This window comes from Streptomyces sp. NPDC053079 (genome assembly GCF_044546695.1).
In the GTDB taxonomy this organism is placed as follows: Bacteria; Actinomycetota; Actinomycetes; order Streptomycetales; family Streptomycetaceae; genus Streptomyces.
The window spans coordinates 806,029-828,826 of record NZ_JBITZJ010000002.1 but is presented as its reverse complement, the minus strand read 5'-3'; the positions used below and the strand labels follow the sequence as shown (position 1 = coordinate 828,826).

At 72.7% G+C, this 22,798-nt stretch carries 15 protein-coding genes and 1 pseudogene; 7 read left to right on the top strand and 9 right to left on the bottom strand.

Annotation, left to right across the window (positions count from 1 at the left end; genetic code table 11):
* Positions 1 to 30 precede the first annotated feature (30 nt).
* A complete protein-coding gene (locus ACIGXW_RS11030; RefSeq protein ID WP_399572079.1) occupies positions 31 to 2,700 on the bottom strand; it encodes a nitrate- and nitrite sensing domain-containing protein in 2,670 nt (889 codons plus the stop codon).
* A 152-nt stretch (positions 2,701 to 2,852) separates the two neighbouring features.
* Here ACIGXW_RS11030 and ACIGXW_RS11025 point away from each other — a divergent pair, with 152 nt between their 5' ends.
* Positions 2,853 to 3,626 carry a hypothetical protein gene (locus ACIGXW_RS11025; RefSeq protein WP_071964427.1) on the top strand — a complete coding sequence of 258 codons (774 nt, stop codon included), beginning with the start codon at positions 2,853 to 2,855 and terminating at the stop codon, positions 3,624 to 3,626.
* 55 nt (positions 3,627 to 3,681) lie between these two features.
* On the opposite strand, the gene ACIGXW_RS11020 is transcribed toward ACIGXW_RS11025, so the two are convergent.
* A complete protein-coding gene (locus tag ACIGXW_RS11020) occupies positions 3,682 to 4,176 on the bottom strand; it encodes a MarR family transcriptional regulator (RefSeq protein ID WP_360906965.1) in 495 nt (164 codons plus the stop codon).
* A gap of 224 nt (positions 4,177 to 4,400) precedes the next feature.
* Between ACIGXW_RS11020 and ACIGXW_RS11015 the strand changes: the two genes are divergently transcribed.
* On the top strand, positions 4,401 to 5,306 hold the full coding sequence (locus ACIGXW_RS11015; RefSeq protein WP_399572077.1) for a lysozyme: 906 nt from the start codon (positions 4,401 to 4,403) through the stop codon (positions 5,304 to 5,306).
* A 76-nt stretch (positions 5,307 to 5,382) separates the two neighbouring features.
* Here the strand turns inward: ACIGXW_RS11015 and ACIGXW_RS11010 are convergent, their stop codons facing one another.
* Positions 5,383 to 8,283 (bottom strand): M4 family metallopeptidase, encoded by a 2,901-nt coding sequence (locus tag ACIGXW_RS11010; RefSeq protein ID WP_399572075.1) that lies wholly within the window; start codon positions 8,281 to 8,283, stop codon positions 5,383 to 5,385.
* Positions 8,284 to 8,490: 207 nt separating this feature from the next.
* Here ACIGXW_RS11010 and ACIGXW_RS11005 point away from each other — a divergent pair, with 207 nt between their 5' ends.
* The gene (locus tag ACIGXW_RS11005) at positions 8,491 to 9,597 is read left to right on the top strand and encodes a transcriptional regulator (RefSeq protein WP_399572072.1); all 1,107 of its coding nucleotides are present in this window, start codon (positions 8,491 to 8,493) and stop codon (positions 9,595 to 9,597) included.
* A gap of 19 nt (positions 9,598 to 9,616) precedes the next feature.
* On the top strand, positions 9,617 to 9,907 hold the full coding sequence (locus ACIGXW_RS11000) for a DUF6255 family natural product biosynthesis protein (protein ID WP_399572515.1): 291 nt from the start codon (positions 9,617 to 9,619) through the stop codon (positions 9,905 to 9,907).
* Positions 9,908 to 9,986: 79 nt separating this feature from the next.
* Here the strand turns inward: ACIGXW_RS11000 and ACIGXW_RS10995 are convergent, their stop codons facing one another.
* The 4 genes from ACIGXW_RS10995 to ACIGXW_RS10980 all read right to left on the bottom strand — a co-directional run bounded on the left by ACIGXW_RS10995 (position 9,987) and on the right by ACIGXW_RS10980 (position 16,675).
* On the bottom strand, positions 9,987 to 13,784 hold the full coding sequence (locus tag ACIGXW_RS10995; RefSeq protein WP_399572070.1) for a multifunctional oxoglutarate decarboxylase/oxoglutarate dehydrogenase thiamine pyrophosphate-binding subunit/dihydrolipoyllysine-residue succinyltransferase subunit: 3,798 nt from the start codon (positions 13,782 to 13,784) through the stop codon (positions 9,987 to 9,989).
* A gap of 241 nt (positions 13,785 to 14,025) precedes the next feature.
* Positions 14,026 to 15,138, bottom strand: coding sequence for an ATP-binding protein (locus tag ACIGXW_RS10990; RefSeq protein WP_399572067.1), 1,113 nt, complete (start codon positions 15,136 to 15,138; stop codon positions 14,026 to 14,028).
* Positions 15,135 to 15,872 carry a response regulator transcription factor gene (locus tag ACIGXW_RS10985; RefSeq protein ID WP_360906950.1) on the bottom strand — a complete coding sequence of 246 codons (738 nt, stop codon included), beginning with the start codon at positions 15,870 to 15,872 and terminating at the stop codon, positions 15,135 to 15,137. Before ACIGXW_RS10985 ends, ACIGXW_RS10990 begins: the two co-directional genes overlap by 4 nt.
* 89 nt (positions 15,873 to 15,961) lie before the next feature.
* Positions 15,962 to 16,675, bottom strand: coding sequence for a spermidine synthase (locus ACIGXW_RS10980; RefSeq protein ID WP_399572065.1), 714 nt, complete (start codon positions 16,673 to 16,675; stop codon positions 15,962 to 15,964).
* A gap of 98 nt (positions 16,676 to 16,773) precedes the next feature.
* Here ACIGXW_RS10980 and ACIGXW_RS10975 point away from each other — a divergent pair.
* Positions 16,774 to 17,529 (top strand): annotated as a pseudogene (locus ACIGXW_RS10975) (rhomboid-like protein); the annotation flags it as partial.
* Between the two features lie 78 nt (positions 17,530 to 17,607).
* Here the strand turns inward: ACIGXW_RS10975 and ACIGXW_RS10970 are convergent.
* Both ACIGXW_RS10970 and ACIGXW_RS10965 read right to left on the bottom strand, forming a co-directional pair.
* Positions 17,608 to 18,165 carry a maleylpyruvate isomerase N-terminal domain-containing protein gene (locus ACIGXW_RS10970; RefSeq protein ID WP_399572513.1) on the bottom strand — a complete coding sequence of 186 codons (558 nt, stop codon included), beginning with the start codon at positions 18,163 to 18,165 and terminating at the stop codon, positions 17,608 to 17,610.
* A 65-nt stretch (positions 18,166 to 18,230) separates the two neighbouring features.
* Positions 18,231 to 19,100 (bottom strand): NAD(P)-dependent oxidoreductase, encoded by an 870-nt coding sequence (locus tag ACIGXW_RS10965; RefSeq protein WP_399572063.1) that lies wholly within the window; start codon positions 19,098 to 19,100, stop codon positions 18,231 to 18,233.
* 108 nt (positions 19,101 to 19,208) lie between these two features.
* Here ACIGXW_RS10965 and ACIGXW_RS10960 point away from each other — a divergent pair, with 108 nt between their 5' ends.
* Positions 19,209 to 20,201, top strand: a complete 993-nt coding sequence (locus ACIGXW_RS10960; protein WP_399572060.1) for a GlxA family transcriptional regulator — start codon at positions 19,209 to 19,211, stop codon at positions 20,199 to 20,201.
* A gap of 93 nt (positions 20,202 to 20,294) precedes the next feature.
* Complete coding sequence (lon, locus tag ACIGXW_RS10955; protein ID WP_399572058.1) at positions 20,295 to 22,703, top strand: endopeptidase La; 2,409 nt, start codon at positions 20,295 to 20,297, stop codon at positions 22,701 to 22,703.
* Positions 22,704 to 22,798: the final 95 nt, after the last annotated feature.

Genomic DNA, 22,798 nt, shown 5'->3' with positions numbered 1-22,798 from the left:
TTACAGGCGTCGCCCCCTGGGAAAATGCAGTCAACCGCGTGCCTCCTCGACAGGGCCGCCCTCGTCCGGCGCCCCCGCTCGGTTCCGATCAGTACCTCGGTCAAGCCCCGTCAGCTCCGCCTCGACCTCGCGCCGGCCCTCCCGTGCGCCCTGCTGGAACCCCGCGAGCTTGCGGCGGAGCGCCTCCGCGTCCACGCCCTGGCGCACGCTCAGCGGTACGGGCTTCTGCGCGACGACCCTGGGGGTCCGCCTGGGCAGGCCGTTGCCGGTGACGGTGCCCGGGCCGGGGGCGGGCTCCGGCCTCGCCTCGGGGCGCAGCGGCTCGGGCCGCACGGCCTCCGGGCGCCGGGCTTCCGGACGTGGGGGCTCGGGGCGCAGCGGCTCGGGGCGGGGGGTGCGGGGCGGTGGCGGGGCGGCCTGCCGGGCGTGGCGGCCGGGGTCGGTGCGCGGCTCGGCCCGGTCCGGGGCGGGCCGGCGCACCGTGGTGAGCTCGATGGTCTGTTCGTCCTGCCCGACCCAGGGTGCGTGCCGCCGCGGGCCCGGTACGGGCGCCGGCGCCGTGGGGTAGGGGGCACGGCCGGGCAGGTGGTGGGAGTTGGCCTCGGCGACGGCGCCCGGCAGGTCGCCGTGGGGGGCGGTGCGCGCCGCGCCCGGGACGGGGGGCGCGGTGGCGGGGTCGGAGACGGCGGGGTGCTCGGCGGAGAGCAGCTGCCCGGGCAGCACGACGACGGCGGTGATGCCGCCCGGCCGCTGCTCGCGCAGCTGCACCCGGACCCCGTGCCGGGCGGCGAGCCGCGCGACCACGTACAGGCCGAGGCCCATGACGGGCTCACCGCGCTCGCCGCTCTGTGTGCGCAGGGGGTCCGGGTCGGCCTCCGCCAGCAGGGTGTTGAGCTCGTCCAGCCGCTCGGGGGCCATGCCGATGCCCTCGTCCTGGATGGAGAGCATGACCTCGCCGTTCTCCAGCAGCCAGCCCGAGACCTGGACCTGGACGTCCGGCGGGGAGAAGGCCGTCGCATTCTCCAGCAGCTCGGCCACCAGGTGGCTCACACCGTCGGCGGCGAAGCCCACGAGCTGGGCGCGCGCGGGCAGGGAGTGGATGCGCACCCGTTCGTACCGCTCGATCTCGCTGACGGCGGCGCGCAGGACGTCCAGCAGCGGTACGGCGCCGGAGTGTCCGCTGCGGGGCTCGGAACCGGCGAGGACCAGCAGGTTCTCGTTGTGGCGGCGCATGCGGGTGGCGAGGTGGTCGAGCTTGAAGAGGACTTCCAGGCGGTCGGGGTCCGCCTCGTGGGCCTCCATGGACTCGATGACGGTCAGCTGCTGCTCGACGAGGCCGAGGGTGCGCCGCGAGAGGCTGACGAAGGTGGCGTGCACCCGGCCGGAGAGCCCGGCCATCCGCTCGGTGAGCTCCTGGAACTTGCCGCGCAGCGCGTCCCGCTCGTCGGCGAGGTCCTGCCGGGCCACGTCGAGGCGGTTGCGCTCGCCCTCGAGGAGGCAGATGCGCTCGCGCAGCCGTACGACGGTGCCGTGCAGCACGTTGACCGACCGGGCGACCTCGGCGAACTCGTCGTCGCGGCCACGGAAGGAGACCTGTTCCTTGGCCACCGGGTCGGCGCATACCCGGCGCACCCCGAGCCGGAGGGCGGCCAGCGGGCGGGTCACGGAGCGCGCCGTCTGGACGCCGGTGCCGAGCACGAGCAGGAACGCCAGGAGGGCGAGGGCGCCGCGCACCTCCAGGGCGGTGATGTCGTGGGCGCGCAGCCCCGCGAGCCGGGCCATCTCCTCCGTGGTCAGCCCGGATTCCAGGCCGCGCAGCTGGTCGATGCGGGCGGTCAGCTCCGCCCGTACGGGCCCGGGCCGCTCCACTTCCGCCGCCGTGGGCTGCGGCCGGACCGACAGCCGCTCCAGCCGGGCCTCGGCGGCGGTGACCTGGGGGCCGCTGACCGTACGGGCGTACTCCTCGCGCAGCCCGGCGGGGGCGAGCTGGCGGAAGTCGGCGAGCGCGGCCCGCTCCCGCAGGCCGGTCTGCTGGGCCGTCAGGGCGAGCTGCGCCTGGGTGCCGCGGGCGGCGAGCGCGGCGAGGACCAGGCCGCGGGTGGCGGAGGCCTCCTCGACGGCGCGCCCGAGCGCGGGCAGGGCCACGGCTTCACCCGACTGGGCGCGCGAGGGCAGCCGGTGGGTGAGGCCGGCGGCGAGGCCGTGGAGCGCCTGGATGGTGGCCGTGTAGGCGGTGAAGGCGGCGAGGGCGTCGCCGGGGCCGGCCAGGGCGCGGCGGCGGACCTCGGGCAGGTCGTCCAGGCGCCGTCGCAGGGAGTCGGGCGCGCCGGGGGCGAACTCCGCGATCTGCCGGTCCACGCGGGTGCGCTGGTCCTCGGACACGCCGCCGGCGAAGGAGGGCGCGCCGCCGCGGCCGCCGGCCACGTACTCGGTCATGGCGTCGCGCTCGTCGGCCAGGGAGTGGGCGAGCGCGACGGCGCCGCTGCCGGTCTTGGCGAGGGCGGCCAGGTGCCGGGAGTCACCGAGGTCGCGTATGGCGTCGGCGATGCCGAAGGCGCTCGCGCCGAGGGCCGCGAGGGAGACGACGGCGACGGAGGCGATGAGCCGGTTGCGTACGCGGGCGGTGCGCTCCGGCACTCCTGTGGTCTGCTGTTCGCGCTTGCCGCCGCGAAGCCGCTTCTTCCGCACCGTGGCTCGCAATCTGCTGTCGTCCGTGCCCCACCCAGGTGGCCCCTTGCTGGTGACACCCACCGCATTCCCCCGGCAAGTGCTCCATCAGGTAAACCGCCCGGCGCGCCGGAAGGATGCGCGTCAACCGACGCGGAAATTCGGGCATCCGGCACACTGGCCGCATGCGCATCGAACTCGCCGCTCAGCCCGGGGATCCCGGGCGGCCGAACGAGGACTTCGCGTCCGTCGCCGTGCCCGCCTCGGGAGAGGGGGGCGTCCTCGTCCTGCTGGACGGGGTGACCCCGCCGCCGGACGGGGCGTCGGGCTGTTCGCACGGCGTCCCGTGGTTCACCGCGCGGCTCGGCGGCGCGTTGCTCGAACTGGCGGCCGCACGGCGGGATCTGACGCTGGAGGGGTGTCTGTCCGCCGCGGTGGCCCGGACGGCGGACGCCCACCGGGACACCTGCGACCTGACCCATCGGCTCACCCCGCAGGCGACCGTCGTGCTGGCGCGCTGGGACACGGCGCGGGTGGAGCACCTGGTGCTGTCCGACTCCGCGCTGCTGATCGAGGGCGTGGACGGCACGGTGACGGCCGTGCTGGACGACCGGATCGCCCGGCTGGCGGCGCGGGGCCGGGTGACGGACGCCCAGCGCAACGCCGAGGGGGGCTTCTTCACGGCCGCCGCCGACCCGGCCGTGGCCGCCCGCGCGGTCACGGGCGCCACGGCGCGCGCCGAGGTGCGCGCGCTGGCGGCGCTCAGCGACGGCGCGTCCCGCTGGGTCGAGGTGTTCGGCGGGGGCGGTTGGCCGGAGTGCTTCGCGCTCCTGGCGAAGGAGGGGCCCCGGGCGCTGATCGACCGGGTGCGCGGGGCGGAGCGGGCGGACCCCGAGGGCCGGGCCTTCCGGCGCGGCAAACCGTACGACGACGCGGCGGCCGTCTATGCCGAGCTGTAGACCTCGCCCGGTGCCGGGCCGTGGACCGTACCCCGGGGCGTGCCCGGGGGGCCGGTCAGGATTCGGCGCGCTCGTTCAGCTGGTGGAGCAGGCGGGCGAGCTCGGCGACCTCGGTGCGGTCCCAGCCGGCGAGCTTGCTCATGTACTGGGCGCGGCGGGCGTCGCGCACGCGGGTGAAGCGGGCGCGGCCCTCGTCGGTGATCTGCACCAGCGAGGCGCGGCCGTCGGCGGGGTCCGGGTCGCGGACGATGAGGCCGAGTTCGCACAGGGCGCGCAGTTGGCGGCTCATGGTGGCCTTGCCGACGCCGAAGTAGGCGGCGAGGTCGGTGGCGCGCTGCTGGCCGGCCTCCTCGAGGCGGACGAGCAACCCGTAGGCCGCGGGCTCCAGATCGGGGTGCACCTCGCGGGCCAGTTCGCCGGAGGAGGCACGGGCGCGGCGCAGGAAGACGGCCAGTTCGCGCTCCAGGGCGAGGAAGGCCTGGTCCACACCACTGCCGTCGCCGGCGATCGGACCGCCCTCCTCGGGAGGCGGGGTACTGGTCTCGTGCACGTCGGGCCCTCTCCTGCTTTTTCAGCCGCTGAAAGAAACGTCCCGCCGCAGCGGGTAGCCGCAGCTCCCTCAGTATTTCGCAGGATTAGACCAACGGCAGCACCCCGGGTCTCTATCGCGGGCCACGGCTACGCCCGTAGCTTGATAAATGACATGGTCATACCAATGCGGTGACCGTTGAACTCCCCCGCATACTCCCCCCACCATGGCCTCGGAGGCACCTCATGCCCGAGCACCACTCCGGCCCGGGCCGACCGCATCCCCCCACAGCGGCGGCCATCCTCCTCTCCCTGCTGACCGCACTCACCCTGCTCGTCACCCTCCCCGGAACCGCGGCCGCGGTGGCCGGAAACAACAGCCGTCCGACGCACCCCGAACGGGACTGGATGGGCTCGACCGTCCGCGCCCACGAGGGCGAACGCGGCCTGGCCGCCAAGGGCTCCTCGCTGCCCGGCCTCTCGCTCCCCAACCTCTCGGTGCCCGACTTCCCGCTGGCGGGCAGCGCCTCGGTCCACGGCGTGGACGTCAGCAGCCACAACGGCAACGTCTCCTGGTCCAAGCTCTGGAGCAGCGGCGTCAGATTCGCCTACACCAAGGCCACCGAGGGCACCAGCTACACCAACCCGTACTTCGCCCAGCAGTACAACGGCCCGTACGACGCGGGCATGATCCGGGGCGCGTACCACTTCGCGCTGCCGGGCAACTCCGGCGGCGCCACCCAGGCCGACTACTTCGTCGACCACGGCGGCGGCTGGACGGACGACGGCTGGACGCTGCCGGGCGTGCTCGACATGGAGTACAACCCCTACGGCAGCACCTGCTACGGGCTGAGCACGGGCCGGATGATCGACTGGATCGAGGACTTCCTCGACACCTACCGGGGTCACACCGGACGCGACGCGGTCATCTACACCTCGACCGCGTGGTGGAAGAAGTGCACCGGCAACTACGGCGGATTCGGCAAGTACAACCCGCTGTGGGTGCCGCGCTACGGCTCCTCCTCCGGTGAGCTCCCGAACGGCTGGGACTTCTACACCTTCTGGCAGTACACCGACACCGGCCCCACCGTCGGCGACCACGACCGCTTCAACGGCTCGTACAACCGGCTCAAGTCGCTCGCCTACGGCTGACCGGGCCGCGCGGCCGGACGACGGCGGGCCCCCGGCACATCGGCGCCGGGGGCCCGCCTCGTTCACCCGTCGGCGGCTAGCCGCACCGGCCCGCGGGGCGGGTGCGGGTCACCAGGTCGGTGGAGCCGGTGGTGCCGTCGATCCACACCACCTGCCTGCCGCCGGCCGCCGCCGCGCCGGTCTGCTCGCCGCGGTTGCAGGAGACGCGCGCCCGCGCCGGGGTGGCGTCGGCGCCGAACTGCCAGAGCTTGGCCATCGTCTCGTTGCGGTACGTAGAGTCCGGCAGCTGCGCGGTGACGGTCACCGCGTCGTCGGAGGCTGTCAGGTCCAGGGCGTGGAGCGCGTCGGCGCCCTTCTCCTTGCTGATGTCGACCGTGCCCGTGCCGTCGAGGTTGGCGCGCCGCACCGCCACCTGGCCGTCGTCGACGACCTCGTCGGCGATCCACAGGACGTGCTTGCCGGTGACGGCCGTCTGGCCGATGCCCTCGGGCGTGCCGAGCTGGCTCATGAGCTTCTTCTGGCCGCTCTTGAGGTCCAGCACCTCGACGCCCATCCTGTAGGCGTCGCCGTCGGGGTAGATCTTGGCGTAGGCCAGCCGCCCGCCGCTGAGCGAGGGCAGGGCCGAACCCAGCTCCGCCCGGCGCTCGTCCACCCAGGTCGGCTGCTTGTCGCCGGTGCGCACGTAGCCCACGTGCCGGCCGCCGTCGCCGTCCATCGTCTCGAACGTCACCACCGCTCCCTCGACCCGCAGGCCGCGGACGGTGTCGGTGGTGCCGTAGAGCTTCTTGACCGGGCCGCCGGCCAGCGGCCGGGACAGCACGTCCGTGCCCGCCGACCCGTACGCCAGCCAGACCACGCTCTTGCCGTCGGTGGCGGGCTCGACGTGGTAGCGGCCGTCGTTCGGGCTCATCAGCTTCGGGGTGCCCTTGCCGTCCGTGCGGCCGGCGTAGACCGAGTACGCCTCGGTGCCGTCGTCGTTGGACTTGGACGTGGCCCACCAGCCGCCGCCCGCGCCCACGCCGACGGCGGCGGTGTTGAGCTTGCCCAGGAGCAGGTCGGTGTCGACGCCGAGGGCCTGCTCCCAGTTGGGCACGATGCCGTGGGCGTTGAACGAGCGCTTGACGACGTTCAGGTCCTTGGCGGAGACCTTGAGGGCCTTGGCCGCGGCGATGACCGCGTCGCGGCCCTCGGTGAAGCCGTCGAGCGGCGTCATGTACTCCGTCAGCGCCTTGTAGGCGATCTTGTCGGCGAGGGTGCGGCCGAGGTCCTCACGGATGTCCCACAGGGCGCCCGAGAAGATCGTCGAGTTGAGGTGCACACCGCCGTTGTCACTGCCGAAGGCGACGCCCAGGAAGTTCTTGGACGTCGTGGCGCCGTCGTTGAGGTCGCGCAGCGCGCACTCGCGCGGGGACTTCGTCCGGCACAGGTTGCCGCCCATCAGGCCCGCGTTCGGGTCGTCCATCGACATGCCGGCCGCGTCCACCGCGATGGCGTTGCCGAAGTAGTCGGCGATCGCCTCGTTGAGGGCGCCCGACTGGCCGGCGTAGACGAGGTTGGCGGTGTTCTCGACGACGCCGTGCGTCATCTCGTGGCCCACGACGTCGAGGTCGGCGGAGAGCGTGCGGTGCTCCTCGTCGCCCGAGCCGTACACCATCTTGGTGCCGTCCCAGAAGGCGTTGACGTACGGCATGTCGAAGTAGGTCACGCCGACGAGGGAGTTGACGGCCGAGCCGCGGCCGTCGAGGCCGTCGCGGCCGTGCGCCTTCTTGTAGTAGTCGTAGACCTTGCCGGCGGCCCAGTGCGCGTCGACCGCGCCGGCCTCGGTGGCGTCCTTGTCGAACTGCGGCCCCTTGGAGCCGAACTCCTTGATGCCCTCGGGCCAGCGGCCGTTCGTCTCCGTGACGTCCTTGCCGCGCGCGTCCCAGGTGGCGAGCACGTTCTTGCTCGTGTCCCACATCCGGGAGTGGTCGCGCATGACGTACTCGCCGCGCGCGGTGTCGAAGTACAGCCCGAGCTCGACGGTGGTGCCGTCGTACTTCACGCCGGACCCGGCGACGCCCGGATGCCGGTCACCGGCCGCGGGGGCCTTGCCCTCGCCGGCCTCCTTGGCGCCCGTGCCGGGCGCGGCGGGCGACTTCGGGGTGCCGAAGGTCTTGATCCCGCTGTACTGCAGGACCGGGAAGCCGGCCTTGGCGTCGATGTAGACCTCCTGCAGCACGGGCTGTCCCGTGGCCGGGTCCGCGCCGCGCACGGTGACGTGGTGCGCGAGCACCCCCGCCCCCTTGGGCAGCACGACCAGGCCGCGTGCCGTGCCGCTGAGCGACGCCGCGGCCTTGGTCCGCCCGCCCTTGGCGGCGGCCACGTCGGCCTTGCCCAGCTTCTTGCCGCCGAGCCGCGAGAGCGTCGCGCCGACGGCCCGCCGCACCGCCAGCTCCTCGCCGACCTCCGCCTTGGTGTCGGCTTTCAGACCGGTGAAGTACTTCCCGGAGGTGCCGGTGACGACGCGCTTGCCGTCCCTCTTCTCCATCCGCACGACGTACTGGCCGCCCAGTACGTCGATCCCGCGGTGCTTCTGCTGGAGCCGCACCGTCTCGGCCGCACCGCTGGTGAGCGTCTGAATGGGCTTCAGATCACGGCCGGGATCCGCGATGCGGTACCTGCTCCGCTTGTCCGCGAGGTGCCCGCGCGCCGCGTCGGCCGGGCTCGCGCCGGCCTTCGCACCCTCCCGGATGCCGTCGACCAGGGAGGGGGTGGAGGTTCCCTTCCCCGGAATCACCTCGGCGGGATCCCCGCCCTTCTGCACCGCGAACACCTGTGCGGGCACCGCGGATACGACAAGGGCGGCAGCGCCCACCAGCGCTGCCGCCCCCGCTATCCCGCTCTTCGCGGCCGATCTTCCTGAACGTGCTCTGGGCTTACGCAAGGATTCCCCCTCCGTACATGCCGGAACGCCGGAACATCTTTGGTCGGGGGACATGCAACAGGCGTGGTGGGAACCGATCAATGGGGTGTGCGTTCCGGGGGGCGCCTTTCGGCCGAAAGCCGATGGGCTGCCTTGCGGAGCAACCGGAGGGGTGGGATCTGCCTCCGCCTGACCATGGGCAGTCAGGGTGACTCGAACACCGGGTCGGTGCGGGCAAGTCCCCTGCGGGCATAGCCTCTTGGTGAGGGGATGGTGAAGCTCATGTCGTCAGGTCTGGCAGACAACGTCAGGAAGTTCCGCCGCGCGGCAGGCCTCAGCCAGGAGGGACTTGCCCACGAGTCGGGCCTCGGCGACGAGGCGAACCGGCGGTATCTGGTGGAGCTGCGGAAGGCGTTGATGCCGCCGGTCGGGCTGGCCGCGCCTCTGACGGATCCAGGCGAGGCAGGCGACCTCACCGTACTCCGCCGGGAGATCGCGGACAGCGACGCGCTCTATCAGGCGGACCGGTACGGCTCCGTCGCGAAGAGGCTGCCGAGGCTTCTGCGCTCGACCGAAGCGACCGTTGCCGTTGCGGAGGCCGAGGAACGGCAGCAGGCGGTGATCGTGCGGGCGCACGCGCTCCTGCTCGCGGGCAAGTACCTCACGCAGGTACGCCAGTACGACATGGCGTACTACGCCCTCGCCGAGGGCATCCGCCTCGCTCGTGAGACCGGTCAAACGCTCACCACCGCCACCGGTGTCGTCGGCATGTGCTGGCTGCTGCTGCGCCAGGACCGGTTCGACGAGAGCGAGCATCTCGCCGCTGTCACTGCGGCGGAGATGGAGCCGCGTATCTCGCAGGCCAGTCCGGGACACTTGGCTGTCTGGGGCGAGCTGTGGCTGCGCGTGGCGTCGTCGACCGTACGCAACAACCGCCCGCAGGAGGCCCGGGAGGCGCGCAGGATGGCGGGCACAGCGGCGAGCGCGCTCGGCAAGCAGTTCTGCGTCTTCGGCCAGAACTGGGGGAACTTCGGCCCGGTGACGGCGGAGCTGAAGGTCGTGGAAGATCTGTCGATCGCGGACGACGCACGTGGGGTGCTGCGCCGCGCGGACGACGGCCTTCTGAGCACGAAGGCCATCAGCGCGTACGGCAATCCTGGCGTGAACAGCTGGGGCCGTCACCGGCTCGACGTGGCCAAGGCACATGTGACCCTCGGCTCCCACCAGGACGCCATGAGCGAGCTCGATCAGCTGCGTCGGAACTCCGGCGAGTGGCTGACGCACCAGCCCATGGCCCGCTACGTCATGAGCGACCTCCTGGCATCACGCAAGCGCACACTGACGCAGGACATGCGCGAGATGGCCGCTCACCTGGGCATCAAGCACTAACTACCACGGAGCGTGGTACATCCCTCCACGATCTCTGCGAACTACCACGCTCCGTGCCTGGTCCACCTCGAACGCCCCGGCGGCGGCCTCACGTGGGAGGCCCCCGCCACCGCCCTGCGTCTGGCGACCCGGGACGAACGCAACCCGGCGCTTCACCGGCTACGGCGCCCTGCGGCCCCCCGGCCTGCCGCACGCGCGGACCCCGTCCGACGCGGACCGGGCCAGGGCCGACCGCTCGGCGGCTCTGCTGATCTCGCGGACCGCCTACCACCTCCGCCGTTGGCGGCTGAGCACAGCCGGGGCCCTGTGACCCCACCGGAAACGCCACCGGGCCCCCACCGCCGAAGCGGTGGGGGCCCGGTGCCGTCGTACTAGGCGATCACGCGAGGTCAGGCGTCGAAGACCTCGGCGACCAGGGCCTGCTGCTCCGCCTGGTGGCGCTTGGCCGAGCCGACCGCCGGGGAGGAGGAGTGCGGCCGGGAGATCCGGCGCAGTCGCTCGCGGGCCGGGACGTCGGCGCCGACGGCCAGGTCCAGGTGGTCGATCAGGTTCAGCGCGATGAACGGCCACGCACCCTGGTTCGCCGGCTCCTCCTGTGCCCAGATGTACTTCTCGGCGTTGGGGAACTTGGCGATCTCGGCCTGGAGCTCCGCACCCGGCAGCGGGTAGAGGCGCTCGAGGCGGATCAGGGCGGTGTCGGTCACGCCGCGCTTCTCCCGCTCGGCGACGAGGTCGTAGTAGACCTTGCCCGCGCAGAAGACGACCTTGCGGACGGCGTTCGCGTCGACGTTCTGGTCACCGATCACCGGGCGGAAGCCGCCGGTGGTGAACTCCTCCGCCTTCGACGCCGCGGCCTTCAGACGCAGCATCGACTTCGGGGTGAAGACGATGAGCGGCTTGTGGTGCGGGTTGTGGACCTGCCAGCGCAGGAGGTGGAAGTAGTTCGACGGCAGCGTCGGCATGGCGACCGTCATGTTGTTCTGCGCGCACAGCTGCAGGAAGCGCTCGACGCGGGCCGAGGAGTGGTCCGGGCCCTGGCCCTCGTAGCCGTGCGGCAGCAGCAGGGTGACACCAGAGGTCTGGTTCCACTTCTGCTCGGAGGAGGAGATGAACTCGTCCACGATGCTCTGGGCACCGTTGACGAAGTCACCGAACTGCGCCTCCCACATGACCAGCGCGTCCGGGCGGGCCAGCGAGTAGCCGTACTCGAAGCCCATCGCCGCGTACTCGCTGAGCAGCGAGTCGTAGACGTTGTAGCGGGCCTGGTCCTCGGACAGGTACAGCAGCGGGGTGAAGTCCTCGCCGGTCTCCCGGTCGACGAGCACCGCGTGGCGCTGGCCGAAGGTGCCGCGGCGGGAGTCCTGGCCGGCGAGCCGGACCGGGGTGCCCTCCATCAGCAGGGAGCCGAAGGCGAGGGTCTCGCCCATGCCCCAGTCGATGGTGCCGTCCTCGACGCTGGAGGCGCGGCGCTGCAGCTGCGGCAGCAGACGCGGGTGGACGGTGACCGCCTCGGGCAGGTTGACCTGCGACTCGGCGATCCGCTTGACGACCTCCTGGGAGATCGCGGTGTCCACGTGCACCGGGAACTCGGGCTGCGGGGCCGGGGCCTCGATGGTGGCGGGGGCCGTGTCGGCCTCCCGGACCTCCATGAAGACCTTCTCCAGCTGGCCCTGGTAGTCCTGCAGCGCCTGCTCGGCCTCTTCCAGCGTGATGTCACCACGACCGATGAGGGACTCGGTGTACAGCTTGCGCACCGAGCGCTTCTTGTCGATCAGGTCGTACATCAGCGGCTGGGTGAAGCCCGGGTTGTCGGACTCGTTGTGGCCGCGGCGGCGGTAGCAGATCAGGTCGATGACGACGTCCTTGTTGAACGCCTGGCGGAACTCGAAGGCGAGCCGCGCGACGCGGACCACGGCCTCCGGGTCGTCACCGTTCACATGGAAGATCGGCGCCTCGATCATCCGCGCGACGTCGGTGCAGTACATCGACGAGCGCGAGGACTCCGGCGGCGCGGTGAAGCCGACCTGGTTGTTGATGACGATGTGCACGGTGCCGCCGGTGCGGTAGCCGCGCAGCTGCGACATGTTCAGGGTCTCGGCCACGACGCCCTGGCCCGCGAAGGCCGCGTCGCCGTGCAGCTGGATCGGCAGGACGGTGAAGTCCGTGCCGGCCTTGCCGATGATGTCCTGCTTGGCGCGGGCGATGCCCTCGACGACCGGGTCGACCGTCTCCAGGTGGGAGGGGTTGGCGGCCAGCGAGACGTTGATCTGCTCGCCGTCCAGGCCGGTGAAGACGCCCTCGGCTCCCAGGTGGTACTTCACGTCGCCGGAGCCGTGCATCGACTTCGGGTCGAGGTTGCCCTCGAACTCGCGGAAGATCTGCGCGTAGGACTTGCCGACGATGTTGGCGAGGACGTTGAGGCGGCCGCGGTGGGCCATGCCGATGACGGCCTCGTCCAGGCGGGACTCGGCGGCCGCGTCCAGAACGGCGTCCAGCAGCGGGATGACGGACTCGCCGCCCTCCAGGGAGAACCGCTTCTGGCCGACGTACTTCGTCTGCAGGAACGTCTCGAACGCCTCGGCGGCGTTCAGGCGGCGCAGGATGCGCAGCTGCTCCTCGCGCTCCGGCTTGGAGTGCGGGCGCTCGACGCGGTCCTGGATCCACTTGCGCTGCTTGGGGTCCTGGATGTGCATGAACTCGATGCCGGTGGTGCGGCAGTACGAGTCGCGCAGCACGCCCAGGATGTCGCGCAGCTTCATCATCGACTTGCCGGCGAAGCCGCCGACCGCGAACTCGCGCTCCAGGTCCCACAGGGTGAGGCCGTGCTCGGTGATGTCGAGGTCGGGGTGCTTGCGCTGGCGGTACTCCAGCGGGTCGGTGTCGGCCATGACGTGGCCGCGGACCCGGTAGGAGTGGATCAGCTCGAAGACGCGGGCGGCCTTCGTGACGTCGTCGTCGTGCGAGGCGTCGATGTCCTTGAGCCAGCGGACCGGCTCGTAGGGGATGCGCAGCGCCTGGAAGATCTCGTCGTAGAAGTCGTTCTCGCCGAGCAGCAGCTGGTGCATGATCCGCAGGAACTCGCCGGAGGCGGCGCCCTGGATGACCCGGTGGTCGTAGGTCGACGTCAGGGTCATCACCTTGGAGATGCCCATCTTGTTCAGGGCGTCCTGCGAGGTGCCCTGGAACTCGGCGGGGTAGTCCATGGCGCCCACGCCGATGATCAGACCCTGGCCGGGCATCAGGCGCGGCACGGAGTGCACGGTGCCGATGCCGCCGGGGTTGGTCAGCGACGCGGTGACCCCGGTGAAGTCGTCCATCGTCAGCTTGCCGACGCGGGCGCGGCGGACGATGTCCTCGTAGGCCTGCCAGAACTCGAAGAAGTTCAGGGTCTCGGCCTTCTTGATGGCCGCCACCACGAGCTGGCGGTCGCCGTTCGGCTTCACCAGGTCGATCGCCAGGCCCAGGTTGACGTGCTCGGGCTTGACGAGGGTGGGCTTGCCGTCCTTCTCCATGAAGGAGTGGTTCATCGACGGCATCAGCTTCAGCGCCTGCACCATGGCGTAGCCGATGAGGTGCGTGAAGGAGACCTTGCCACCCCGGGCGCGCTTGAGGTGGTTGTTGATGACGATGCGCTGGTCGAACAGCAGCTTCACCGGGACGGCGCGGACGGACGTGGCCGTCGGCAGCTCCAGCGAGGCGTTCATGTTCTTGGCGACCGCGGCGGACGGACCGCGCAGCGTCACCAGCTCCGGGCCGGCGGCCGGCTCGGCCGGCTTGGCGGCGGGGACCGGCTTGGCGGCCGGGGTCTTGGCGACGGGCTTCGCCGGGGCCTGCGGGGCGGCCGGGGCCGCCTTCGGGGCGGCGGGAGCCGGTGCTGCCGGGGCGGCGGGTGCCGCGCTCGGCTGTGCGGCGGCCGGAGCCGCCGCGGGCTGCGCGGTGGGCGCAGCGGGGGTGCCGGGGGTCTCGACCCCGGTCAGCGGCTGCGGGGGCGTGGCCCCCGCAGTGCCCGGCTTGTAGTCGGCGAAGAAGTCCCACCAGGCTCGGTCGACCGAGTTCGGGTCCTGGAGGTACTGCTGGTAGATCTCGTCGACGAGCCACTCATTGGGACCGAACACGTCGGCAGGACTCTTGGCCTGCCCCGTTTGGTCGGTCGAGACGCTCGAGGTGTTGGGGGACTGTGGCGACACGGCGGCAACCGCCCTCTTCCGCTTCCTAAGGTGGTGGACAGCGGGAATAAAGGCTACGCCTGTCGGGACCTTAGATGCAGGCCACCCGGGCCAGTCGTCGCCTAAGTCACACTCTGCCCCGGGTTTCGGGGCATGACCAGGCGGGAAAACCCGGAGGTTCCGATTCTCCCCGGGCTTCCAGGGTTCGCCGAAGCATGCCCCGCATCCGGTTGGATGTGTGCTCCCACCTACCGACCCTACGTCAACTCTGTTCGCGAGGTCCGCCCGGAAGAGTGACCCGGATGCGGCAGCCCCGTGGGGACTCGGCCACCCCTATGCTCCCGCCGTGCAGGTCGACCGCCCAGCGGGCGATGGCCAGGCCCAGGCCCGTGCCGCCGTCGCTGCCCGGACCCTGCTTGCCGTACGGGCCCCGGTTGAAGCGCTCGAAGACCCGGTGCCGCTCGGCCTCGGGGATGCCGGGCCCCTCGTCCAGGACCTCCAGGGCCAGCGACTGGGCCCCCTCGCCCCGGCGGGCCCGTACCGTCACCCGGCCGTGCGGGGGGCTGTGCTTGACGGCGTTGTCCACCAGGTTGGCCACCACCTGGTGCAGCCGCTCCGCGTCCGCGTGCGCCGTCAGCTCCGGCGGCGAGACGTCCAGGTGCAGGTGGACGTCCTTGCGGGCGCGCGGCGACGATCCGCTGCCGCTGGCCATGCTCGCCTCCTTCAGCACCCCGGCCAGGTACGGCCACACCTCGAAGCGCCGGGCGTGCAGCGGCACGACCCCGTTGTCCAGCCTGGACAGGTCCAGCAGCTGCTCGACCAGCCGGCCCAGCCGTTCGGTCTGCTTCAGCGCGGTGCGCATGGTCTCCGGGTCGGCGGCCGAGACGCCGTCCACGACGTTCTCCAGCACCGCCCGCAGCCCCGCGATGGGGGTGCGCAGCTCGTGCGAGACGTTGGCGACGAGCTCCTTGCGGTGGGTGTCCACCGCCTCCAGGTCCGCCGCCATCCGGTTGAAGGCGATGGCCAGGTCGCCGAACTCGTCCCGGCGGGCGGCCCGCACCCGCCGGGTGTAGTCGCCCTGTGCCATCGAACGGGTGACCTCGGTCATCTCGTCCAGCGGGGCGGTCACGCCGTGCGCCACGAACTGGGTGATCAACAGCGACGCGATGATCGAGAAGATGGTGATCACCCGGATCTCGGTCGCCGAGTGGAGCGCGACGAAGACCAGGAGGGTCGTGATCACCACCGACCCGATGACGAGCGCGCCCAGGGCCGCCTTCACCGACCGGTACGGGTCCAGCGGCCGCAGCGCCTCCCATATGCGGCCCCACAGGCCCGGTGGCGGCTGCCGGTCGCCGGGCAGGGAACCGCTCATGCCGCCGGGGTCTCCAATGCGTAGCCGACCCCGTGGACCGTACGGATGCGCTCCGCCCCGATCTTCCGGCGCAGTGCCTTGATGTGGCTGTCCACGGTCCGGGTGCCCGAGGCGTCCGCCCAGTCCCACACCTCGGCCAGCAGCTGCTCGCGGGAGAGGACCGCGCGCGGGGTGTTGGCCAGGCAGACCAGCAGGTCGAACTCGGTCGGCGTCAGGTGCACGTCCGAGCCGCGCACCCGCACTCTGCGCTGCGCGTGGTCGATCTCCAGCTCGCCCAGGCGCAGGATGCCGCTGCGCGGCGTGTGCGCGGCCAGCGTCGCCCGCTCCACCCGGCGCAGCAGGACGTGCACCCGGGCCGCCAGCTCGCGCATCGAGAACGGCTTGGTCATGTAGTCGTCCGCCCCGACGCCGAGCCCGACCAGCATGTCGGTCTCGTCGTCGCGCGCGGTGAGCATCAGTACCGGCACGGGCCGCTGCGCCTGCACCCTGCGGCAGACCTCCAGGCCGTCGAAGCCGGGCAGCATGACGTCCAGGACCAGCAGGTCCGGCTGCCACGCCTCCGCGGTGTCCACGGCCGCGGGCCCGTCCCCCGCGGTACGTACTTGAAATCCCTCGGCCCGCAACCGGGCCGCGATGGCGTCGGTGATCGTCCTGTCGTCCTCGACGATCAGTACCCGGCGCTGTGCCCCGGCAGAGGCTGCGGCGCCGCTCGGGCCGATGTGTGTCTGCTCCATGCGCCCCGCCCCTAGCGTCTTCCCGTAGCGTTTTCGCTACCAGTCCTGCAGGTGTGGAAGGCAGGGTACGGGGACTCGGCGGGCCTCGGCTACGCGGCACAGATGCCGAGGTGGACGACGTCCGGGACGCCTCGGGCAACGGTGATCTCTTCAGTAATTACCCCGGCGAATCCGGCATTCCGGAGGGCTTGTTCGAATGCCGGGGAGGGCTGTGCGGACCATACGGCGAGCACCCCGCCGGGCGTCAGGCGCGCCCGGCAGGCGGCCAGGCCGCCCGGCGAGTAGAGGCCGGCGTTGCCCTCGGTGACGGTCCAGTCGGGGCCGTTGTCGATGTCCAGGCAGAACGCGTCGTAGCGGGGCCCGGGCCCGTGCAGGTGGTCCAGGAGGTCGGCGTGGACGATCTCCGTGCGCGGGTCGGCGAGCGCCTCCCCGGAGATCGCGGCGAGCGGACCGGTGCGGTGCCAGTCGATGACCGCGCCCTCGCGTTCGACGACCGCGATGCGGCCCCACCGGGGTGCGGATGCCGCTCTGGCCAGGGAGAAACCCACGCCGAGTCCGCCGATCAGGACGGCTGGACGCTCGCGCCCGGGCGGCAGGGCGGCCAGCGCCGCGTCCACGAGCCGGCGCTCGGAGCGGCCGTCGGCGGTGTCCATCAGGAAGCAGCCGTTGGCGATGATCTCGTGGTGCGCTCCCCGCCGCCGCAGCACGATCTCGCCGTACGGGCCGTCGCGCCGCTCGAGCACCACGGGCGCCTCGCCGCAGGCCTGGCGATCATCGGTGTGCCGGACATTCGGGACAGTCATGCGAGCCTCCTGAAGTCGTCGGTCACCCGGCCGACGCGCCGTGGCGTCAAGAGGTTGACAAGGGTGACCGGAGTCACGGCCAGAGGTTGATTCTGCGGATGGCTGTGCACCTTAATGTTCTAGAACGGACGGGCGCGGAGGACTGCCCGGAGAGCCCGGCAAAGTCTTGGTACCGAACGCCGGACGGGCTGCGCGGAAAGGGGCTTGGCCGAGTGACTGCGGTTGACGCCGACGCGATAGCCGCCCCCGACGGACGCGGCAGACGCGCACTGCGCGGCCTACGCCGGCTCCTGCCCACCCCTACGGGCACGCCCTTCACGTTCTTCTACGCCCTGATCCTGCTGGCCACGGCCGTCTACGCCGACTTCGGCGACGAGGCCACGGTCGATCAGCTGCTGCGCGACTCCAGCACCGACGCGGCACACCTCGCCGACCGTCCGCTGTTCGTCCTGATCGCCAGCGCCCTGTGGGTGGCCGGCGGGCTGTACTCCGCCTACGGCGTGGCCTTCGTCCTCGTCCTCACCTCCCTCGAACGGCGCGTCGGCGGGGCCCGTACGGCCGGGGTCTTCCTGGTGGGGCACGTCCTGGCGACGCTGGCCACGGAGCTGCCGGTGGCGGGCGCGGTCGCGGCCGGGAGGCTGCCGGAGAGCGCCCTGCACCGCCTCGACTACGGCATCAGCTTCGGCCTGATGGCCTGCGTCGGCGCCCTGTCCGGACTGCTGCCGGCCCGCGGCAGGTGGGCCCTGCTGGGCGTGGCGGGCGCGATGTGCGCCCAGGACCTGATCGAGCTCGTCGACCCGCTCGCCAGCTGGGGCCATCCCATAGCCCTGCTGACGGGCCTCGCCTGTGTGCCGCTCGTCCGCGAGGGCGAGCGGCGGATCGCACGCGCGCACGAGCCGGTGGGCTCGGTGGGCGCCGTGGACCCCGACGCCTCAGCGGACGCTGCCGTCCCACTGCCATTCCTGCCGCCGTGGCTGCCCCGGCAGTACGTCCCGCCCCGTGCACCACAGGAGGGTGCGGCCGGCGGGGTGGCCGGCCGGGGCGTCGGGGAAGAGCCGGCGGAGGGCGGGCGCGCAGAGCCCGTCGGGCGGGGTCCACTCCAGCCCCAGTCCGCGCGCGATGTCGTGGGTGTGGACGACGGTCTCCACCACGCCCATGGCCGCGAAGCCGGGTCCGTCGGAGTGGCCCCAGGGGTGCCAGGCCCGGTCCCCGGGCCCCGCGCCGCGGACGGTGGCGGCGAGGAGCGCCGCCGCGATGCGGATGCCCTCCAGGCGCGCTGAGAGCGGGGCCGCCGGGTCCAGCGAGGCGAACAGCGCGATGTAGCGGTCGGTGGGCCGGGCCGTCAGCAGGCCCGCGTAGCCGACGAGGCCGAGCGCCAGGTGGTCGAGGGTCGCGTGAGCGGACCAGTCCAGCCCCCCGGCGGGACGCGACCAGTCCCCGTCGGCGCCCGCCTGAAGAGCGGCCGTGCACTCCTCGGCGGCCGCGACCACGAGCGCGGCCCACGAGGCCGTGGTGAGCACGGCGCCCTCCGCGTCCCGCGCCGGTGCCGGGGCGCTCACGCGCGGCCCCCGGCGCGTACGACCTCGATCAGACGGGCGTAGCTGTCGCCGCCGTGCCCCGCCGCGACGGCTTCGGCGGTGAACGCCTTGAGCAGCTGCGGCAGCTCGACGTCCAGGCCGCGGGCCTCGCTGGCGTGGACGAGGTGGTCCATCGTCGCCAGGTGGATGTCGAGGGTGGCGTCGTCGCCCGGGTAGTGGCCCGCGTCGATCTGGGGCGCGTACGTGCTCATGAAGCCCGTGACCGCCGTGAGCCAGCGGATCGCCACCGGGGTGAAGTCGGCCGCGCTCACCTTCTCGGAGCCGGTCAGCGCGGCGCCGTGCAGCCAGCCGCTGAGCGCCGACCACATCAGGCCGAGCAGCGCCGTGTCGTACAGCGAGGCCAGCGCCGGGTCGGCGCCGAGGTCCACGGGGTCGGCCAGGCTCGCCAGCGTCCGCCGGTGCGCGGCGAACGCCGTCGGCGAGCCGCTGCACAGCAGCATGAACTCCGCGCTGCCGATGCCCGGCGGGGTCGTCATGATCGCCCCGTCGAGGTAGTCGGCGCCGTGCTCCGCCGCCCACGCCGCGCTCTCGCGGGCCTGTTCCGGCGAGCCGGAGGTGAGGTTGACGAGCGTGCGCCCGGCCAGGGCGCCGGCGACCGGGCCGAGGACGGCGCGGGCGTCGTCGTAGGTCGTCACGCAGACCACGACGAGCTCGCTCGCGGCGACGGCGGCGCCGGGCGACTGCGCGCGGGCGGCGCCCCGCGCCACCAGGGCGTCGGCCTTGGCGGCCGAACGGTTCCAGACGGTGGTGGTGTGGCCGGCGGCCAGGAACGCGCCGGCCAGGGCGGAGCCCATCTGGCCCAGGCCGAGAACGGTGACAGCGGTCATGGTTCCTCCCGTTGTTGATCAAGTGGGACCACGCTCGCACCGCCCGCCTGCCGCCGACAGTGGCAGGACTGCCGTGCGTCGAAAAATTCCTGCCATAGGCTGCGGGGCATGAGCGCAGGAACCGTCGCCGTGGTCGTGATCGATGACGACGTCCCCTTCTGGGACCTGTACGAGTTGGGGGTGGTCTGCACCGTCTTCGGCATCCCGCACCACGACCTGGCCGACCCCTGGTACGACCTGCGGCTGTGCTCGGCGGGGGGCGCCGGGGACAGCGGGGCCCGGGCGCGGGCAGGGGCGGGCGGCTTCGCGCTGCGCACGCCCCACGGGCTGGAGGGCCTGGCCGGCGCGGACACCGTGATCGTCCCCTCGGTGCCGGAGGCCTGCGTCGACGGCGACCGGGAGCTGCCCCCGGATCTCCTGACCGCGCTGCGCCGCGCCGCCGACGACGGGGCCCGCATGGTGTCCCTGTGCGCCGGCGCCTTCGCGCTCGCCGCGGCCGGGATCCTCGACGGCCGCCGCGCCACCGCCCACTGGATGCACACCGAACAGCTCGCGCGGCGCCATCCCGGCGTCGCTGTGGACGACTCCGTCCTCTACGTCGACGACGGTGACGTCCTCACCAGCGCCGGGGTCACCGCCGGGCTCGACCTGTGCCTGCACCTGGTGCGCCGCGACCTCGGCGCGCACGTCGCCAACCAGCTGGCCCGCCGCCTCGTCGTGCCCGCGCACCGGCCCGGAGGCCAGGCCCAGTTCGTCGACCTGTCCGTACCCGCCACCGACGACGACGGCCTGGCGCCCGTACTGGAGTGGGCCACCGCGCACCTGGACCGGCCGCTGACCGTCGACGACCTGGCCCGCCGGGCCGGGACGAGCCCACGGACGCTCCACCGCAGGCTGCACGCGGCCACGGGCGCGACGCCGCTGCAGTGGCTGCTCACCCAACGCCTCGCGCGGGCCCAGTCGCTGCTGGAGTCGACGGCGTTGTCGGTGGAGCGGATCAGCGAGCTGAGCGGGCTGGGGACGGGGGCGAATCTGCGCCGGCACTTCGCGCTGCACTTCGGGGTGACGCCGACGGACTACCGGCGGGCCTTCCCGGCTTGATCGCTCAGAGCGAACGGGCGGAGGACGGGGAACATCCGGACGGCGGCAAGCATTGAGTCGGCATAGCTCAACTTGCCTGCCGAAGGGGAGATCATGGCTTCGATGTCGACACCGCTCACCCTGCCCGTGCTGCCGCTCGATGACGAGGTGGTCCTGCCCGGCATGGTCGTACCGCTGGACCTCTCGGACGCGGAGGTACGAGCCGCCGTGGAGGCCGCGCAGGCCGCCGCCTCCTCCGGCAACAAGCCGAAGGTGCTGCTCGTTCCGCGCGTCGACGGCACGTACGCGGGAGTGGGCACGCTCGGCACCGTCGAGCAGGTGGGGCGCCTCTCCGACGGCGACCCCGGCGCACTGATCCGCGGCGACCGCCGGGTGCGGATCGGCGCCGGCACGACCGGCCCGGGCGCCGCGCTGTGGGTGGAGGGCACCCTGATGGAGGAGGTCACGCCCGACCCCCTGCCGGGCGCGGTGACCGAGCTGATGAAGGAGTACAAGGCGCTGGCCACCAGCTGGCTGCGCAAGCGCGGCGCCTGGCAGGTCGTGGACCGCGTCCAGCAGATCGACGGCGTCGGCCAGCTCGCCGACAACTCCGGCTACTCCCCCTTCCTCACCGTCGCCCAGCGCGTCGAGCTGCTGGAGACCGCCGACCCGGTGGCCCGCCTCAAGCTCGCCGTGAAGTGGCTCGGCGACCACCTCGCCGAGCAGGACGTCGCCGAGTCCATCGCCAAGGACGTCCAGGAGGGCGTCGACAAGCAGCAGCGCGAGTTCCTGCTGCGCCGCCAGCTGGAGGCCGTCCGCAAGGAGCTCGCCGAACTCAACGGCGACCCGGAGAACGAGTCCGACGACTACCGCGCCCGCGTCGAGGCCGCTGACCTGCCCGAGAAGGTCCGCGAGGCCGCGCTCAAGGAGGTCGACAAGCTCGAGCGCGCCTCCGACCAGAGCCCGGAGGGCGGCTGGATCCGCACCTGGCTCGACACGGTCCTGGAGATGCCGTGGAACGAGCGCACCGAGGACGCGTACGACATCCCCGGCGCCAAGGCCGTCCTCGACACCGACCACGCGGGCCTGGAGGACGTCAAGGAGCGGATCACCGAATACCTGGCGGTGCGCAAGCGGCGCGCCGACCGGGGGCTGGGCGTGGTCGGCGGACGGCGCGGGGGCGCGGTGCTCGCGCTCGTCGGCCCGCCCGGCGTCGGAAAGACCTCGCTGGGCGAGAGCGTCGCCCGCGCCATGGGGCGGAAGTTCGTCCGCGTGGCCCTCGGCGGCGTCCGCGACGAGGCCGAGATCCGCGGCCACCGGCGCACGTACGTCGGCGCGCTGCCCGGCCGGATCGTCCGGGCGGTCAAGGAGGCCGGCTCGATGAACCCGGTCGTCCTGCTCGACGAGATCGACAAGGTCGGCTCGGACTTCCGCGGCGACCCGGCGGCGGCCCTGCTGGAGGTCCTCGACCCGGCCCAGAACCACACCTTCCGCGACCACTACCTGGAGGTCGAGCTCGACCTGTCGGACGTCGTCTTCCTGGCGACGGCCAATGTCCTGGAGGCCATCCCGGAGGCCCTCCTGGACCGCATGGAGCTCGTCCGCCTCGACGGCTACACCGAGGACGAGAAGGTCGTCATCGCCCGCGACCACCTGCTGCCCCGCCAGCTGGAGCGCGCCGGCCTGGAGAGCGGGGAGGTCGTGCTGGAGGACGAGGCCCTGCGCAAGCTCGCCGGCGAGTACACGCGCGAAGCGGGCGTACGCACCCTGGAGCGCGCGGTGGCCCGCCTGCTGCGCAAGATCGCGGCGCAGCACGAACTGGGCGAGCGGGAGCTGCCCTTCACGGTGGGCGTGGAGGAGCTGCGCCCGCTGATCGGCCGCCCGCACCACACCCCGGAGTCGGCCCAGGACCCGGCCGAGCGCCGCACGTCGGTGCCGGGCGTGGCGACGGGCCTGGCGGTCACGGGCGCGGGCGGCGACGTCCTCTTCGTCGAGGCGTCGCTGGCCGACCCCGAGACCGGCGGCGCGGGCCTGACGCTCACCGGACAGCTCGGCGACGTCATGAAGGAGTCCGCCCAGATCGCCCTGTCCTTCCTGCGCTCGCACGGCGCCGAACTGGAGCTGCCGGTCGGCGACTTCAAGGAGCGTGGCGTCCACCTGCACGTCCCGGCGGGCGCGGTCCCCAAGGACGGCCCGAGCGCGGGCATCACCATGACGACGGCCCTGGCCTCCCTGCTCTCCGGCCGCCAGGTCCGCCCGGACGTGGCGATGACGGGCGAGGTCTCCCTGACCGGCCGCGTCCTGCCCATCGGCGGCGTCAAGCAGAAGCTGCTGGCCGCCCACCGGGCCGGGATCACCACGGTCGTCATCCCCAAGCGCAACGAGCCCGACCTCGACGACGTCCCCGCGGAGGTCCTGGAGAAGCTCGACGTCCACCCCGTCTCCGACGTCCGCCAGGTCCTGCAGCTGGCCCTGACGCCGGCCACGACCACGGCGGAACCGGAGGTCCCGGTCGCGGCGTGACGGACGCGGCCGGGGCACGGGCCCGGTTCCCGCGGACGCGGGGGCCGGGCTCCGGGCGTGTCCGGGCGCCTGTCCACGTCGTTGGGGTGTGGGGC